Genomic DNA, 14,845 nt, shown 5'->3' with positions numbered 1-14,845 from the left:
AGAGCCCCGCAATCCTCGGGCCATGCTGACCCGAAGTTTTAGCTTACTTTTCCTGTTCGGTTTTCTTCTCCGGTTTTTCGTGTTCCTTCTGCTGACCCTTCCAGTCGTCCAGCAGCTTGATGATCTGGTCCTTCATTTCCCTCGGCGTAGTTTCCTTGCCGAAATACTTGCTCAGTTCCGCACCTGTCAAAATCACTTTGTCTACCTCCTTTTTGTCCTCCATCATAATGCCGTCGATCACATCCCCGTTGAGCAGCTTCTTTTCGTCCAGTTCCCGCATACGCTTTGCCTGCGCCTGTGAAGGCGAGGACTGCTGGCTGTCAATGGCAACGGCGATATAGTTCTGGTTCTTCTTGCCGATATAGGAAAGCTCCACCGCCGTAGTAAAGCCCAGTTTTTTTTCATCCATCAGCTTCATCAAGTCGGGAACCAGCTCATTGAGCCGGATATACCGCTGCACCTGTTTGACCGCCATCTTATTACGCTCGGCCACAATTTCGTTGGAGCGTTTTCCTGCGTCCTTCGGGTCAATCTGGCCCGAAGTGCGGGAGCCCTGGTGCTTGATAGCCTCAAGCTGCATTTTCAAGGCTTTGGCCCGCTCACTGGGGAGGATTTCTTCACGCTGGTTGAGATTATCCTCGACCATCTGCGTGATGGCTTCATCGTCTGTCAGGTTTCGGACGATACAGGGCATATCCGCATATCCGGCAAGCTCGCTGGCTTTCTGGCGGCGGTGGCCGGACACGATCTCATAGCCGCCATCCTCACGGGGACGGACGATAGCGGGCTGGGTCACGCCCTTGTCCTTAACGCTGGACACCATAGCCCGCATTTCTTCATCGTCCCGGACTTCAAAGGGATGGTTCTTGAAGGCGTGGAGTTCGTTCAGCTTGATATAGACGATCTGCTCCTTGCCCCGGCGTGGAGCATCCTTCGGTTTTTCGGGTTCCTTCGGAGCGGGAGCGGCCTGTACCGTTGGAGCCGTTTTTTTCTCCGGTTCCTTTTTGACCGCCTTTTCCGTTTTCTGTGCGGGAGCTTTGGATTTCGAGGCTGCGTCCTTGTCCTTATCTGCTTTCGGGGGACGGCCCCGGCGCTTCGGCTGTTCCGGCTCTTTGGGTTTTTCCTCTGCTTTTTTCGGAGCCTCCGGCTGCTTTTCCGGTTTCTCCGCTTTTGCCGGGTCAGGCTTTTCCACGCCGGGAGCTGCCGCTCGTTCCTCGGCTTTCTTTTCCTTCATAATTTCAGCGAAGTTATAGACAGAAACCTGTGGGGTCTTTACCTCTGGTTCCGTCTTTTTTTCCGGCTCCGGGGAAACGGAAACCTTCTCCGACTCTTTTGGGGGATTAGGCGGTGTTTCCTTGCCCGGCCCGCTATCCGTTACCGGCTGTTCCGGCGTTTTTGTGGTTTTATCATCTGCCATAAGCATTTACCTCCTGTTTTTTGGCATGAAAAAAGGGGCTCAACTTTTCAGTCAAGCCCCCGTGGGAAGTTCCTCCTTTCTCCGCCATGATACAAAAATACCGCCCGTAGTCTCGTTTGGGCGGTACTTTGTGTAAGATTGGCAGTCCATTATTAAGTTTTTTATTATGTTCCCTTTGTACACCGTTGCAAATCTTCCTTAATAGAAAAGTAGAAAAATTTTATAGCATCACCAATATTCTTATCTCTTGATTTAGACAGAATATGTGTATCAACAAAAGCAGTAATTGACATTTTAGGATCTTTGATATTAATCATACCAGCAATGATATGACTAATTGACGTATGAAATTCTGAATTAAGAATAACCATATCTTGATTTCGATTATCCTTTGACTGAAGATACGAAACTGTTCCCCAAAAATCATCCATCATATCATTTTCATGAAAGTGTTTCATAATTGCAACCAGAAACAACGTAATAGTTGTTAGTCTTTGCTGACCGTCAATAATTGTATAATAAGATAGTCCATCTTTTTTGGAACCCTTTTTCAAAACGATACTTCCAATAAAATGAGGCTTCTCTTCTGTTATTGAAAACAATACATCTTCAAAAAGATCTTGCCAACTGGATTTTTTCCAAACATATCTGCGCTGATTTCGAGGAATATCAAAAACAACTTTATTTAGAATGTCACTAATAGGATAATCTTTCGCTTCAAAAGACATTCTTCTCCTTCTTTCTATCTGTAAATTTTGAAAAGCAAGTATACTTATCGTGATAATCTTTTGTTTGTGTTTCAATTAATTATACAGAAAAACAATAAATTTGTATAGAAAAGCACAAAAACAACAATAGTTTATATCATTCCAAAATATCTCAACGCATCTATGATAGCCGATTCCTTTTCTGGTGGGCATTTCGGCTGTCTGACATTTTCAGACTTTGGTTTGTTATAGTTCTCACGCTCGATAATACCGTATTTTTGTTTGACCTGGGCTATATAGAGGTGACTGACCTTCAAGCCGGTATGTTCAAAGACATACTCCTTAATTTCCTCATAGGTAGCTTTACTCTCCGCAGATGTCAAATCCAATTCGTCCATATCCAGTCTCACATTCACATGATGCTTCGCCTCGTGAAGTTTGGACAATAAACATACCGTCTCCACATGCCCCGTCCACCCAAACAAATCCACCGGCCATGCTTCTTTCGCCCGATAACCATGCTTTGCGAATACTTTCAAATCGCGTGCCAATGTATCCGGACCGCAGGAGATGTATACCACCCGTTTCGGCTGCATAAGTGCTACCGAATCGATAAATTCCTCGGTACTTCCGCTTCTCGGCGGGTCCATAAATACCACATCTGCACTCTCGCCTCTGGCTGCCATATGAGACATGAACCGTCCGGCGTCATTGCAGAAGAACTGTGCATTGGTGATGCCGTTCTTCTTCGCATTCTGCACTGCATCCCGCACTGCATCCTGATTTAACTCTACGCCGATAACTTTGCCCGCGTGTTTGCTGGCAATGAGACCGATCGTACCAATACCGCAATAAGCATCCAGTACCGTCTCCTTGCCTGTAAGTCCTGCCAGTTCCATCGCTTTTCCGTACAGCTTCTCAGTCTGAACTGAGTTAATCTGATAGAAGGAACGGGACGAAATACGGAACCGGAGTCCGCAGAGTTCATCTTCGATATATCCTTTTCCATACAGTACATGTTCTTTGTCCCCCAGTACCATACTGGTGCTTCTGCCGTTGATATTCTGGACAATCGTAGTAATTTCCGGGTGCTTTTCACGAAGCGCCTTGACGAAATTGTTCTTCGACGGGAATACCGGAGATGCTGTCACCAAAACAACCAGAATCTCGCCGGTTGTGAAGCCGCGGCGAATCAATACATGACGCAGCAGACCGTATCCGGTGTCCTCATCAAAAACACGAATCTTGAACGAACGAAGCATACTCCGGATCGTCACGATGATCTCGTCTGCTTTCTGATCCTCAATCTGACAGGAATCCACCGGAAGAATCCGATGTGTCCCCTCTTTGTAAATGCCAGAAATCGGATTGTTTTTCCGATCCAATCCAAATACCGCATGAACTTTATTGCGGTAATGATACGGCTCTTCCATTCCAATGATCGGACGAACCGGACAGACACCGCCCAGCAGTTCTTCCATGCGCTTCTGTTTTTCTTTTAACTGCTGATCATAGGTTAAATGGAGATACTGACAGCCACCGCACTCACGGTAAATCGGACATTTTGTTTTTCCACGCTGTCCACCACGAACCGTTTTCTGACCGTCTTTTTCCCCTACATTTCGTTTCCTGTCCCCATGTGTGCCCCATTTATCCTCAACTCCAGACACTTTACGGGCAGATTTTCCCTGTTTTTCCCCATTGACTCCCACTTTTGCACTATTCTTGGAAAATCCAGTTGTTTTCTCCCCCCGGCCAAACGATTTCTTTCCTTCCGTTCTTTTTCCATCAGAACCATTCCCTGCCGTCTTCTTCCATCCTGTTTCTTTCATTTTTTCTCACACTTTCTTTCTTCGCTTATCTTCTACGCCTCTCCCAACTCTGCTTCCGTCTTCACGCCCTTAAAATTCTTCTTCCAACGTTCTTTCTTAAAATGCACCGCGTAAATGAGTCCGCGCACGCATTCATCAGCTGCCATTGCAATCCAGACGCCTTCCAGCCCCCAGCCGAGCTTGCTGCCGAGCAACCAGGAGCCGGCGGCAGCTACGACCCACTGGAAGGTGATTCCGACCGTGGTCGGGGTCAGGACATCGCCGACCGCAATCAGGCATTTGGTCATAACAATGTTGACCGCGCGCCCGATCTCCAGCACAATCTCAATCACCAGAATCCTCCGTCCAAGCGCAATGATCTCCGGGTTGTCTGTGAAAATCAGGAAAATGTATTTGCCTCCCAGGCACATCAGCACCGCCATACCGACACATGCCGCAATCGCAACCTTCAGTGTCGCATTCACTCGTTTCTGTATATCATTCAAACGGCGCGCGCCGATCAGGTAGCCCAGCACAATCTGGGTTGCCGTCGCGATCGCCATCGCATAGACATAATCAATATTGGCAAAAATCGTACAATATCCCTTGGTTACAGTAACCAGCGTGCCAAAGGAATTAACAATTCCCAGAATAATCATCTGGGAGAGATTGTATGAAAAACTTTCGACCCCTGTCGGAATTGCCAACAGGCAGAGATTTTTTAAAATCTGCACCGGAAATGGACGCAGATAACTCATTCCCATTTTAACGCGGCGGCTCTTGAAAAACATTCCGATCATCAATGCCAAACCAACTAACTTACTGATATCCGTCGAGATCGCCGCCCCGACCGCCCCAAGCTGCGGCATTCCGAACCAGCCGTTGATTAAAATCGCATTTCCCACAATATTCATGACATTCATGATAACTGATATAATCATGACTTCCTTTACCATGGCAAATGCGCGGATCATCGCTGAGAAGGTCAGATAAAGTCCCTGCACCAGAATAAATGCGCCGACAATCAGCAGATACAGCGACGCCTCATCAAAAACCTCCTCCGGCACATGGATCGCCCGGTAAAGCGGCGTGTGCCCGGCAAAAACCAGAATCGTTGCCGCAAGACTGACGCCGCCGATCAGCACGAGCGAGACCATGCAGGTCCGGGATGCATTTTTTTCATCCTGCGCGCCCAGATACTGGGACAAAATCACAGTAACCGCCGTCGATGCCATGCTCAGCACGATAATCACCAAGTTCATGATCTGGTTCGCATTGACAATCGCCGCCACCGAGGGCTGCGACACCCGGCTTACCATCATCTGATCGACGTTTCCGACCAAAAGCTGCAATAACAGTTCCACGAAGATCGGCAGCGACATCAGAAATAAATTCCGGTTCGTATTCATTTTGTCAATATCATTTTGATATTTCATATTTTCCCCTTACTTGTAATAATAGCAAAACAGCACATACAGCCGTCCAAACACTCTCGTATTCGCCCGGCTGTATGTGCCATTTTACACGATACTATATTGAATTGCAAGTGGAAGTCATTCTTTTTCCCTTACAAAAGCCCCCTCATTTTTAAATAATCCTTAATCAACTGAACCGCCCCGTCCACACCAATCTGTGTCGTATTAATCAAAAGGTCGTAGTTCTCCGGCTTCTCCCAGTCGCGCCCTGCATAATAACGATTATAATCGCGGCGTTCCCGGTCGATCCGGTGGATATTTTTGAGGACATCTTTGTCCGCGTAGAGATTCCGCTCACGCACGCGCTCCTCGCGCACCTTGATATCCGCGTAGAGGAACACGCGAATCAGTCCCTCGGTGCCGTCCAGCACATAATCCGCGCAGCGGCCGATGATGACGCAGGATTCCTCCGCCGCCAGCTTCCGGATCACTTCCGACTGGAAGCGAAACAGATTGTCGGCTGAAATGAGATCGGAACCGAACGACGGTGCGCCCTTTTCCGGTGTCAATGTATTGATAATCTTGTATAAAAGCCGGTTGCCCGCCTTCTCGTCTGCCAGATGGAAATAGCTCTCTTTGATACCGCTCTCATCTGAGTTCATACGGAGAATGTTCTTATCATAAAAACTGATCCCCAGATCTTCCGCCAACTTTTTGCCCGTATCCGCACCGCCGCTTCCATACTGCCTCGCAATCGTGATGATAATTTTTTTCTTCTCTGACATACCAAACCCCTCCCTTTATCTACAAGAAAATGCATATTGCTTTCTATCTTCAGCATACCATAATGAGGGGATTTTTTCCATTCATTTTTACAAAAAGCACAGCAAAAATCAATCAAATAAGTCATTCTATTCTTATTTTCAGATAGTGCCTGTTTTTCAGCTTTTCTCCCCTACTTCACCTCCCTCTCATACAAAAGCACCGTCGGAAATCCCGCCTTCCGCAGTTCCCGTTCCATCCGCACAGCGTTGTCGAGATTTTTAAACGCACCGACCCGAAGCTTGAAATACGTCCCATCGTACACCAGAAATGCAGGGAATCCCATACGGCGCAGTTCTTCTAACTGCTGCTCTGCCAGCGATCGGATGCGGTACGCCCCCGTCTGGATCTGGTAATAATAGTCGCTCTCTTCCACCGGACGGCGATCCATGTCGTCATCGATTACATTTAGAATCCCAGATGCAACCGCCGCCGCAATTTCGTCAAACTGCGCGTCAAACCGCTTGTTATCCTCCGGATTGTCGATAAATCCGACTTCAACCAGAACCGCCGGCATCTGCGTTTTCCGCAGCACAATCAAATCCGGGCGCTCGATCACGCCGAGATCCACATATCCGGTGCGCGCCAGCTCTCTCTGGATTGAATCCGCCAGCTGTTCTGATTCCCTGCCTGTCTTGTACACCAGCGTCATGACGCCCGAACCTTTTCCCGGCTCACTCGCCGCATTGCGGTGCAGGGAAACAAAATAGTCCGCCTCCGCCTCATTCCCCATCTCTGCTTTCTGGTAAGGCGTGTCATAGACGTCCGTCGTCCGCGTATAGACGGCATTCACCCCATTTTCCTCGAGAATCCGCCCTACTGCCAACGCCAGACGCAGGGTATCGTCCTTTTCCATCCGATCCTCAAATACTGCTCCCGGATCTTTCGTTCCGCCGTGCCCGGCATCTATCATCACTTTCTTTTTTTCTTCCAAAAGAAAAGACTCCTCTCACATATCGTTGTACTACTACCATATGTGAAAGAAGTCCCAAAGTTTCCTGTTTAATTATTCCTCATACTCCCCGCTAAACACTTCCACCGCCGGTCCAGTCATGAACACGCGGTTTTTCTCGCGGTCCCAGCGGATCTGCAGGCAGCCGCCCAACAGCTCGACCTCAACCTCATCCTCCGTATGTCCTGCCAGAATAGATGCAACGGCAACCGCGCAGGCACCCGTTCCACATGCCATCGTTTCGCCGGATCCGCGCTCCCAGACACGCATTTTTACGTGTGTGCGGTCAATGACCTTGACAAACTCGGTGTTGGTACGATCCGGGAAACGCTTATGGAACTCGAATTTCGGTCCGATCGTCTCCAGTTCCAGGGAATCAATCTCATCCATAAACAGAACGGCGTGCGGATTTCCCATGGAAATTCCGGTAAATTCGTACCCCGTTCCATCTACCTCGATCTTCTCCGGAAGCTCGGAAGTCTGCTCCGGCTCGCCCATATCGACGGTGACCGCCGTTACTTTGCCATTTTCGACCTTCATATCCAGATATTTAATCCCGGACAATGTCTCAACAAAAATCTGCGGCTTGTCCACAATATGGTGGTCATACGCATATTTTCCCACACAGCGGATGCCGTTGCCGCACATCGCGCCTCGGGAACCGTCCAGATTGTACATATCCATGCGGCAGTCTGCCACCTCGGATGGGGTAATCAGAATCAATCCGTCGGAACCAATTCCAAAATGGCGGTCACTGACGGCAATCGCCAGCTTCTCCGGATCGTTTACCGTTTCTTCAAAACAGTTGACATAGACATAATCATTGCCCAGTCCCTGCATTTTTGTAAATTTCATCGTTTTTGCTGCTCCTTCTGCCTTTTTGATCCTATTGTAAAGGATCTTACGCCATTTTGTAAAGACTGATTACCATTTGTGCCGCCTCAATAAGGCTGACCTGGCTGTCCATGCTGCATTTCTGCAGATATTTGTGCGCCTCCGGCTCCGTCATCCGGTTCCGCTCCATCAAAATAGCCTTTGCGGTGTCGATCGCTTTCTGATCCTCTTCCCTGCGCTTCTGCGGCGGCTGGCGACGCATCCGCCGTCTTTTTTCCGTCTGTGACTGCTCAATCATGCGGACCGTCGAAACTAAATCTCCCATTTTAAACGGTGCCGGCAGGCAGACAATCCTTCCCATCGCTTCGCCGCTCCACCGGCTCGGGGAAGCAATGAGAAGCAAATCAAATCCCGGCGGCAGCTGGTCGGCAAGCCGCCGGCAGGTCATATCACCAAACCGGTAGCCGCTCACCACAATCCCGCTTCGCAAATCATCGGTTGACGCTAAAACCTGCGCGCCCGATGTGCAGGAGGCTGTGACCTGTATTCCATGTTTTACGAGTATATTTCTAATATTTCGTCCGTCCTGCGGCTTCGAAAATGCTACTATGATGTTTCCCACGTGGTCTCACCTCACTGCGATTTCGTACCCCCTAACAACGATACAGATATTCCGCTGTCTCCCAATCCGTCACATAGGCACAGAAGCGTTCCCACTCCTCTTTCTTGCCCTCGCCGTACATCCGGCAGAACTTTTCCCCAAATACACGGTGTGCAAATTCATTCTGATCCAGCTTCTGGAGCAATATCCCCAATGTCTCCGGGAACCGCGGCGCATTCTCATCGCCCGCTTCTTCATCCAGCACCAGCGCCTTCTCGATTCCTTCCAGTCCTGCTGCCAGGATCGCCGTCAGCGCCAGATACGGATTCGCAGACGGATCCGGGAACTGCACTTCCACGGAAATACGTCCGTTCCGGTCTTCCTTCACATGAACTGCCTTTTCACTTCCTTTTTCCCACACAGCCGCCGGGAACTCCGGCTGGAACACCGTGCTCCGCTCTGCCGCCAGACGTTTGTATGAATTGACGGTCGGATTCGTGAAAATCATCATATCGCTCAGATTTTTAAGCACGCCTGCCGCAAACTGCTTCGCCTGCGCCATCGCCTCGGCGCCCCGTCTGGAAGAGATCGACACGCCCACATGAAGCCCCGATCCGTCGCCGCTCATGTTTGGCTTCGGCATAAAAGTCGCATGCAGACCATGGCGTTTCGCAATCCGTTTGACCGCCGCCTTGAACGTCTGTAAATAATCTGCTGCCTCAATGCCCCGGCGCGCCGGAAGGACGAAGCTGTGCTGTCCGGCAGTCAGACCATGATGCGTGCTCTCGACCGCAAATCCTGCTTCCTCCAGGCTCAGAACCATGTCCCGGCGGACGCCCTCTGCCAAATCGATCGGTCCCGCGTCATAATACCCGGCAACCTCATGCGTCACCGTCGTCGGTCTCCCATCATCATCCGTGTGAAACAGATAAAACTCACACTGGAAATCAAAATCAAAGTCCAGTCCCATCTTCTCGGCACGTTTTACCGTTTCCTGTAAAATATGACGCGAATCCGTCCAGGACGGCGTCCCATCCGCATTGCAGACCTGGCAGATCACGCGCGCTACATTTTCCTGCCCGGAATCCCACGGAAGAACCTGATACGTTGATGCATCCGGCTTCAAGTACAATTCCACACTCTCGCTCTGGTCCGTCAGATACTCCGGCGCCGCCGCGCCCTCGATCCCAGCTTTCTGTAAGCCGCCGAGCGCAAACCGGTTGATTGCATACCCCTCTTTCATCGCTTTTTCCGCCTGCCTCCGCGTCATCTGGACCATTTTGCACTGTCCAAAAATATCGGTAAACTGCAGCTTTACCAAATCAACATCTTCATCAAAAAAAGGTTCGGATCGGTTCGTATTCTCTCCCATCGCCATTTCCTCCTATAAAAAACGAGGCAGCTGTCTCTGTTTCCAGTCAGCCCCCTCGCCCTCTTTTCATATACGCCCAAAATTTTCCTGCCTATACAGCCCCAAAAATTTCAAGCATACGTTTATGATCGTTTTGCTGTGTGAGAATGCCCCTGTCATTCTTTTCACAATTTTTATAAATAAAATATAGCAGTCCGATATTTTTCTGTCAAATACTTTTTTATTTAATCCGCAGCTGTTCGCTCAATTCATTTCCCAACTGGATATGTCCCACATAGCCGACCTCGCCGACCATGTAAACCATGCCGTCCTCCTTGATTTCCACTTCCAGCGTGCCACCCGGCATATGGACGTACATATGCGGATCGGCAAGTCCCAGGCGGTATGCCGCACTCGCCGCCGCGCAGGCGCAGCTTCCGGACGCCAGCGTATATCCAACGCCTCTCTCATAGATCTCGATCTGGATATTCGTCCGGTCAAGGACATTTAAAATCTGCGTATTGACCTTTTCCGGGAAATATTCGGATGTTTCCGAATGCTCGCCGATCCGGCACACCATTTCCTTCGAAATCTCATTCATCCAGATAACACAGTGCGGATTTCCCATTGAAAGACAAGTCGTGACATACGGAATCTTTCCAAATACCATCGTCTGGTTTACCATCTCCCGCCGCTCGCCGGTCACCGGAATCTCATCGCTCCAGAACGTCGGATGTCCCATCGAAATTTTCACACGGGTCGCATCCTCGTTGAGATAAAAGACTGTCTCCTCGCCTCCCAGCGTTTTCCAGGAGATCGTCGTTTTCTGCACATATCCCGCGTCCCGCAGATATTTTGCAAAAATACCCATGCCGTTGCCGCTCTTCTCCGCCTCGCTGCCGTCCGCGTTGTAGATGCGTACATAAAAATCATTCTCCCCCAGATATGGGCCCGCCAGAATGCCATCCGCGCCGATGCCAAAATGACGGCTGCACATCTTCTTGATATTCTCCGCATTCAATTCCAAATCATTCTTATTTGGATCAAACACCAGGTAATCATTTCCCATACAGTGATATTTTTCAAGCACAACCTGTTTCATCGCGATACCTCCTGCCCCTTTTAATCAATACCATAAAAATCTTTCATCGTAACTGTTCAGTACCTTCACAGTCACGCGCAAAAATCCATTAAAATTGCCTACGGCAATGGGATTTTTGCCTGCTGACCCATGTTTTCGTACGGTCAGCGCAGTAAATGCGCAGACCTACTGAACAGTTACCTTTCATCAATGATTTCTATTCTACTTCCGTTCTCGAAATCACTTTATCATGCATATCCATTTATATTTTGAATATGTCTGCATTTTCATAATATTCCATCTATGCTTTCTTTAATTTCAATTTTAAGAAAATATAGCAGCTTTTAATAGAAGAATCATGCTTTAAATATTGCATATAATGCTATATAATATGAACTAAGAAATGAAATATCTGTGTTTCAAAACATATTTATCTCAGAGGAAAACAACAAACTCAATGCATTTATACAAGATATAATTTCCCGCAACAATCAACCTGCAATACACTCAAAAAAGGAGTCCCCTTATGTCAGAAAATACCACCCACGAATCCCCCGCCTACGAAAAACGCGGCTACCTCAACCACGAATTCCGCCTCTTCCACCTGCGCGGGCAGATGGATACACCGGTTGCCTACCACTATCATGATTTCCACAAAGTCCTGATCCTGTTAAATGGCGAAGCAGACTACATCGTGGAAGGCCGTTCCTACCACCTCCGTCCGCTCGACATCGTCCTCGTCGGCGCGCACTGCCTGCACAAGCCGGTCGTGCCATACAAAAGCCGATATGAGCGCATCATCCTCTACCTGTCGCCGGAATGCCTGGATGCATTCTCCTGTGCTGACTGTGCGCTCGACCTCTGTTTCCAGCTTGCCAGAGAACAGCAGTCCGATGTTCTGCGCCTCGGTTCCCTTACCATGACGCCGCTCTTAGAGGCGCTGTCAAGACTGGAAAATGCCTATCAGGCAGGTGGTACAAATGACAATGGCACAGACAATGCTAACTTTGAATCCCTTGGTGGCAGCAGTTATGGATCCGAGCTTCTTCTGCGTTTATTATTCCTGGAATTTATGGTACACCTTGATCGCGCCGCCTCCGAAAACCATCGGGAATACGTTCCGACCTCCCCTTCCGGCGAAAAAATCCTGGAACTCATGCGCTACCTCTCTGAACACCCAGAAGAAGACCACACCATCGACCAGCTCGCCGCCCGCTTTTACATGAGCAAATACCACATGATGCGCCTCTTCCGCCAGGAAACCGGCTACACCATTACCGAATACCTGACTGAAAAACGCCTCCAAAACGCAAACGAGCTCCTGCGCCGGGGCACCCCCGTCACAGAAGCCTGCTATCAATCCGGATTCCGCAATTATGCTGCGTTCCTCCGGGCATATAAGAAAAAATATCGCGATACGCCGCATAATTTATCCAGATTAAATTACCAAGAAAATTTTACTATATAATAAGGAAACTTCCCCCTATTCTTCCCTCCGGAATTTCTGAATCGACTCCATCAGCATTCTGAAATTCCGGATCATCGAATCAAACGCCCCATATTTATAAAAATTGATAAAGACAAGCCCCACCGGCACCGCCAGAATCATGCCTGTCAGCCCGCGCAGCTTAAATCCCAGATACAAAAGAAACAGCGTCATCAGAGGCGGCAATCCCATCGACTCCCCGACGATCTTCGGCTGGATGATCTGACGGACGACCTGCGTCAGGATGTAGAGCAGGATAAGCCCGGTCGCATACGCATACTCCCCCGCAAACAGTTTCACAACCGCCCATGGGAACAGCACCGTTCCCGTTCCAAAGATCGGCAGAAAATCCAGAATCGCCGTCAAAAACGCCAACAGGACACCGTAGCGGACACCCAGCACCAAAAATCCTGCCGCGAGAATCAGCGCCACCACACACATGATACGGAATTGTGCCAGAAAATATCCACCAATCAGTCCCTTTGCGTCCCGTTTCATATACTCGATATAGCGGAATACAAATGCCGGAAGATGCTCTTTCAGCCACCGCATGATGGACTCCCGGTCCGCCAGAAACAGGTACGAAGACAGGATAATAATGACCATATTTACCAGAAGATTCGGAATACTCTTCGCCACATGTCCGGCGATCTGCACGGTCGGTTCCGCCGCCCGCGATACCAGTTTTCCAAACAGACCATCCAGATTATCCGAAAATGCCAGCAGCGGCGGTTGTAAATTCTGCGGAAAATATTCTGCAAGCTTGCGCCCATTCTGCAATGCATTCTCGATCTCAGCGATCACACTCTGATATATTTCCGGTGCATCCGCCAGAAAACTTCCCATTTCCCGGTAAACCAGAAGACCCGCCCCGTAAAAAAGACCGATCACAATCGCCAGCGCCGCAATAATGATCAGCATCGAGCCGTGGCGCCGCACCAGCTTCACGCGCCGTTCCAGAAACCGCACCAGCGGATTTGCTAAAAGTGCCAGAATCCATCCGACCACAAACGGCATGAAAAAATGCAGAAGTCTGGGACCTAAAAAGATGACCAGACATAAACCAAGGAGCGGAATCACAATATTCAGAATCATTCTAAAACATCGTTTCATCTCATCCTTTTCCTTTCCAAGACGATGATACAATTTCGCTATACCAGATTATAGTGTTCCGCAATCTTTCTGAATGCCGGAAGCGATCTCTCGATCTGTCCATATGATACGCAGTATGCAATGCGCACATAACCTGGGCAAGCGAATGAACTTCCCGGTACTACCAGTACATTGTACTGTTTGCATACCTCACAGAATTCCTTCTCATTCTCCACTGGAGATTTCACAAACAGGTAGAACGCGCCCTCCGGCTTGATGCAGGAAAATCCGCACTCTTTCAATCCGTTGTAAAGCAGGTTACGGTTGCGGTCGTAAGCTTCCAGATTCACATTCGCATCTACGCAGCGCTTGATGACTCTCTGCATCAGGGATGGCGCATTGACACAGCCCAGAACACGGTTCGCAATCGTTGCCGCCTGGAATACGTTTGCGCTCTCATCCATCTCAGACGGGATTACCAGATAACCGATACGCTCGCCCGGAAGGGACAGAGACTTACTGTAAGAGTAGCAAACCACTGTATTGCGGTAATATTTTGTCACATACGGTACAACCGCGCCGTCGTAAGCCAGCTCACGATACGGCTCATCGGACAGAAGCACGATCGATGTACCAAATTCCTTCTGTTTCTTTTCCAGAATTGCTGCAATCTTCTGCAGTGTTTCCTCGGAATAAATAACGCCGGTCGGGTTGTTCGGGGTGTTGATGATCACTGCCTTGGTCTTTTCGTTGATCTTTTCCTCAAATTCAACGAGATTCGGCTGGAAATCCACCGTATTCGGAGATACAACCACCAGCTCGCCGTCATAGTTGCGGACATAGGAACCATACTCTACAAAGTATGGTGCAAAGGTAATGATCTGCTCTCCTGGATTTAACAGGGTCTTTAAAATGACATTCAAACCACTTGCCGCACCGACCGTCATCAGGATGTTGCCTGCGTGAAAGGAGGTGCCGAACCGGCGGTTTAACGACTGAGCGATCGTCTCACGCACATCTTCATAGCCTGCGTTGGACATATATCCGTGTACAAACAGGGAATCTTCTTCCTTTACGATATCCTGAATTGCCTGATTTACCTCTGCCGGAGCCGGTACGCTCGGATTTCCAAGGCTGAAATCAAACACATTCTCACGTCCATATTTCGCCGCCAGCTTATTGCCCTCTTCAAACATCATACGGATGGCGGAGTTATTTTTCATAAGCGGTATCATTTTTTCTGAAATCATTGGCTTGCCCTCTTTTCTGTAAAACT

General features: G+C 49.0%; 13 protein-coding genes. 1 reads left to right on the top strand and 12 read right to left on the bottom strand.

Annotated elements, in window-relative coordinates; all coding sequences use genetic code 11:
* Nucleotides 1–43: 43 nt before the first annotated feature.
* From DWY89_RS12475 to dapF (DWY89_RS12425), 10 genes are all read right to left on the bottom strand, one after another.
* Complete coding sequence (locus tag DWY89_RS12475; RefSeq protein ID WP_107001186.1) at nt 44–1,423, bottom strand: ParB/RepB/Spo0J family partition protein; 1,380 nt, start codon at nt 1,421–1,423, stop codon at nt 44–46.
* Nucleotides 1,424–1,581: 158 nt separating this feature from the next.
* Nucleotides 1,582–2,145: a DUF262 domain-containing protein gene (locus DWY89_RS12465; protein WP_118524717.1), complete on the bottom strand. Its 564-nt coding sequence runs from the start codon at nt 2,143–2,145 to the stop codon at nt 1,582–1,584.
* Nucleotides 2,146–2,276: 131 nt separating this feature from the next.
* The gene (gene rlmD / locus DWY89_RS12460; protein ID WP_118524716.1) at nt 2,277–3,956 is read right to left on the bottom strand and encodes a 23S rRNA (uracil(1939)-C(5))-methyltransferase RlmD; all 1,680 of its coding nucleotides are present in this window, start codon (nt 3,954–3,956) and stop codon (nt 2,277–2,279) included.
* A 32-nt stretch (nt 3,957–3,988) separates the two neighbouring features.
* The gene (locus DWY89_RS12455; RefSeq protein WP_118523264.1) at nt 3,989–5,371 is read right to left on the bottom strand and encodes an MATE family efflux transporter; all 1,383 of its coding nucleotides are present in this window, start codon (nt 5,369–5,371) and stop codon (nt 3,989–3,991) included.
* 131 nt (nt 5,372–5,502) lie between these two features.
* Entirely contained in the window at nt 5,503–6,135 is a 633-nt protein-coding gene (locus tag DWY89_RS12450) for a cytidylate kinase-like family protein (protein WP_022358543.1), read from the bottom strand.
* A 170-nt stretch (nt 6,136–6,305) separates the two neighbouring features.
* A complete protein-coding gene (locus DWY89_RS12445; protein WP_118467092.1) occupies nt 6,306–7,106 on the bottom strand; it encodes an N-acetylmuramoyl-L-alanine amidase in 801 nt (266 codons plus the stop codon).
* A 72-nt stretch (nt 7,107–7,178) separates the two neighbouring features.
* The gene (dapF, locus tag DWY89_RS12440; protein ID WP_118467090.1) at nt 7,179–7,979 is read right to left on the bottom strand and encodes a diaminopimelate epimerase; all 801 of its coding nucleotides are present in this window, start codon (nt 7,977–7,979) and stop codon (nt 7,179–7,181) included.
* Between the two features lie 46 nt (nt 7,980–8,025).
* Nucleotides 8,026–8,580, bottom strand: a complete 555-nt coding sequence (locus DWY89_RS12435; protein WP_118524715.1) for an ANTAR domain-containing protein — start codon at nt 8,578–8,580, stop codon at nt 8,026–8,028.
* A gap of 31 nt (nt 8,581–8,611) precedes the next feature.
* Nucleotides 8,612–9,931, bottom strand: coding sequence for a glutamine synthetase family protein (locus DWY89_RS12430; protein WP_118471874.1), 1,320 nt, complete (start codon nt 9,929–9,931; stop codon nt 8,612–8,614).
* A 220-nt stretch (nt 9,932–10,151) separates the two neighbouring features.
* Nucleotides 10,152–11,012, bottom strand: coding sequence for a diaminopimelate epimerase (gene dapF, locus DWY89_RS12425; RefSeq protein WP_022358537.1), 861 nt, complete (start codon nt 11,010–11,012; stop codon nt 10,152–10,154).
* Nucleotides 11,013–11,517: 505 nt separating this feature from the next.
* Between dapF (DWY89_RS12425) and DWY89_RS12420 the strand changes: the two genes are divergently transcribed.
* The gene (locus DWY89_RS12420) at nt 11,518–12,459 is read left to right on the top strand and encodes an AraC family transcriptional regulator (RefSeq protein ID WP_118467084.1); all 942 of its coding nucleotides are present in this window, start codon (nt 11,518–11,520) and stop codon (nt 12,457–12,459) included.
* A gap of 15 nt (nt 12,460–12,474) precedes the next feature.
* On the opposite strand, the gene ytvI is transcribed toward DWY89_RS12420, so the two are convergent.
* On the bottom strand, nt 12,475–13,590 hold the full coding sequence (ytvI, locus tag DWY89_RS12415) for a sporulation integral membrane protein YtvI (protein WP_118467082.1): 1,116 nt from the start codon (nt 13,588–13,590) through the stop codon (nt 12,475–12,477).
* A 38-nt stretch (nt 13,591–13,628) separates the two neighbouring features.
* Nucleotides 13,629–14,819, bottom strand: a complete 1,191-nt coding sequence (locus tag DWY89_RS12410) for a pyridoxal phosphate-dependent aminotransferase (RefSeq protein WP_118524714.1) — start codon at nt 14,817–14,819, stop codon at nt 13,629–13,631.
* Between the last annotated feature and the right edge of the window lie 26 nt (nt 14,820–14,845).

Source organism: Clostridium sp. AF27-5AA (genome assembly GCF_003478415.1).
GTDB lineage: Bacteria > Bacillota > Clostridia > Lachnospirales > Lachnospiraceae > Otoolea > Otoolea fessa.
Note: the sequence above shows the minus strand (reverse complement) of the source record. Positions and strands in the feature narration are given on the sequence as shown.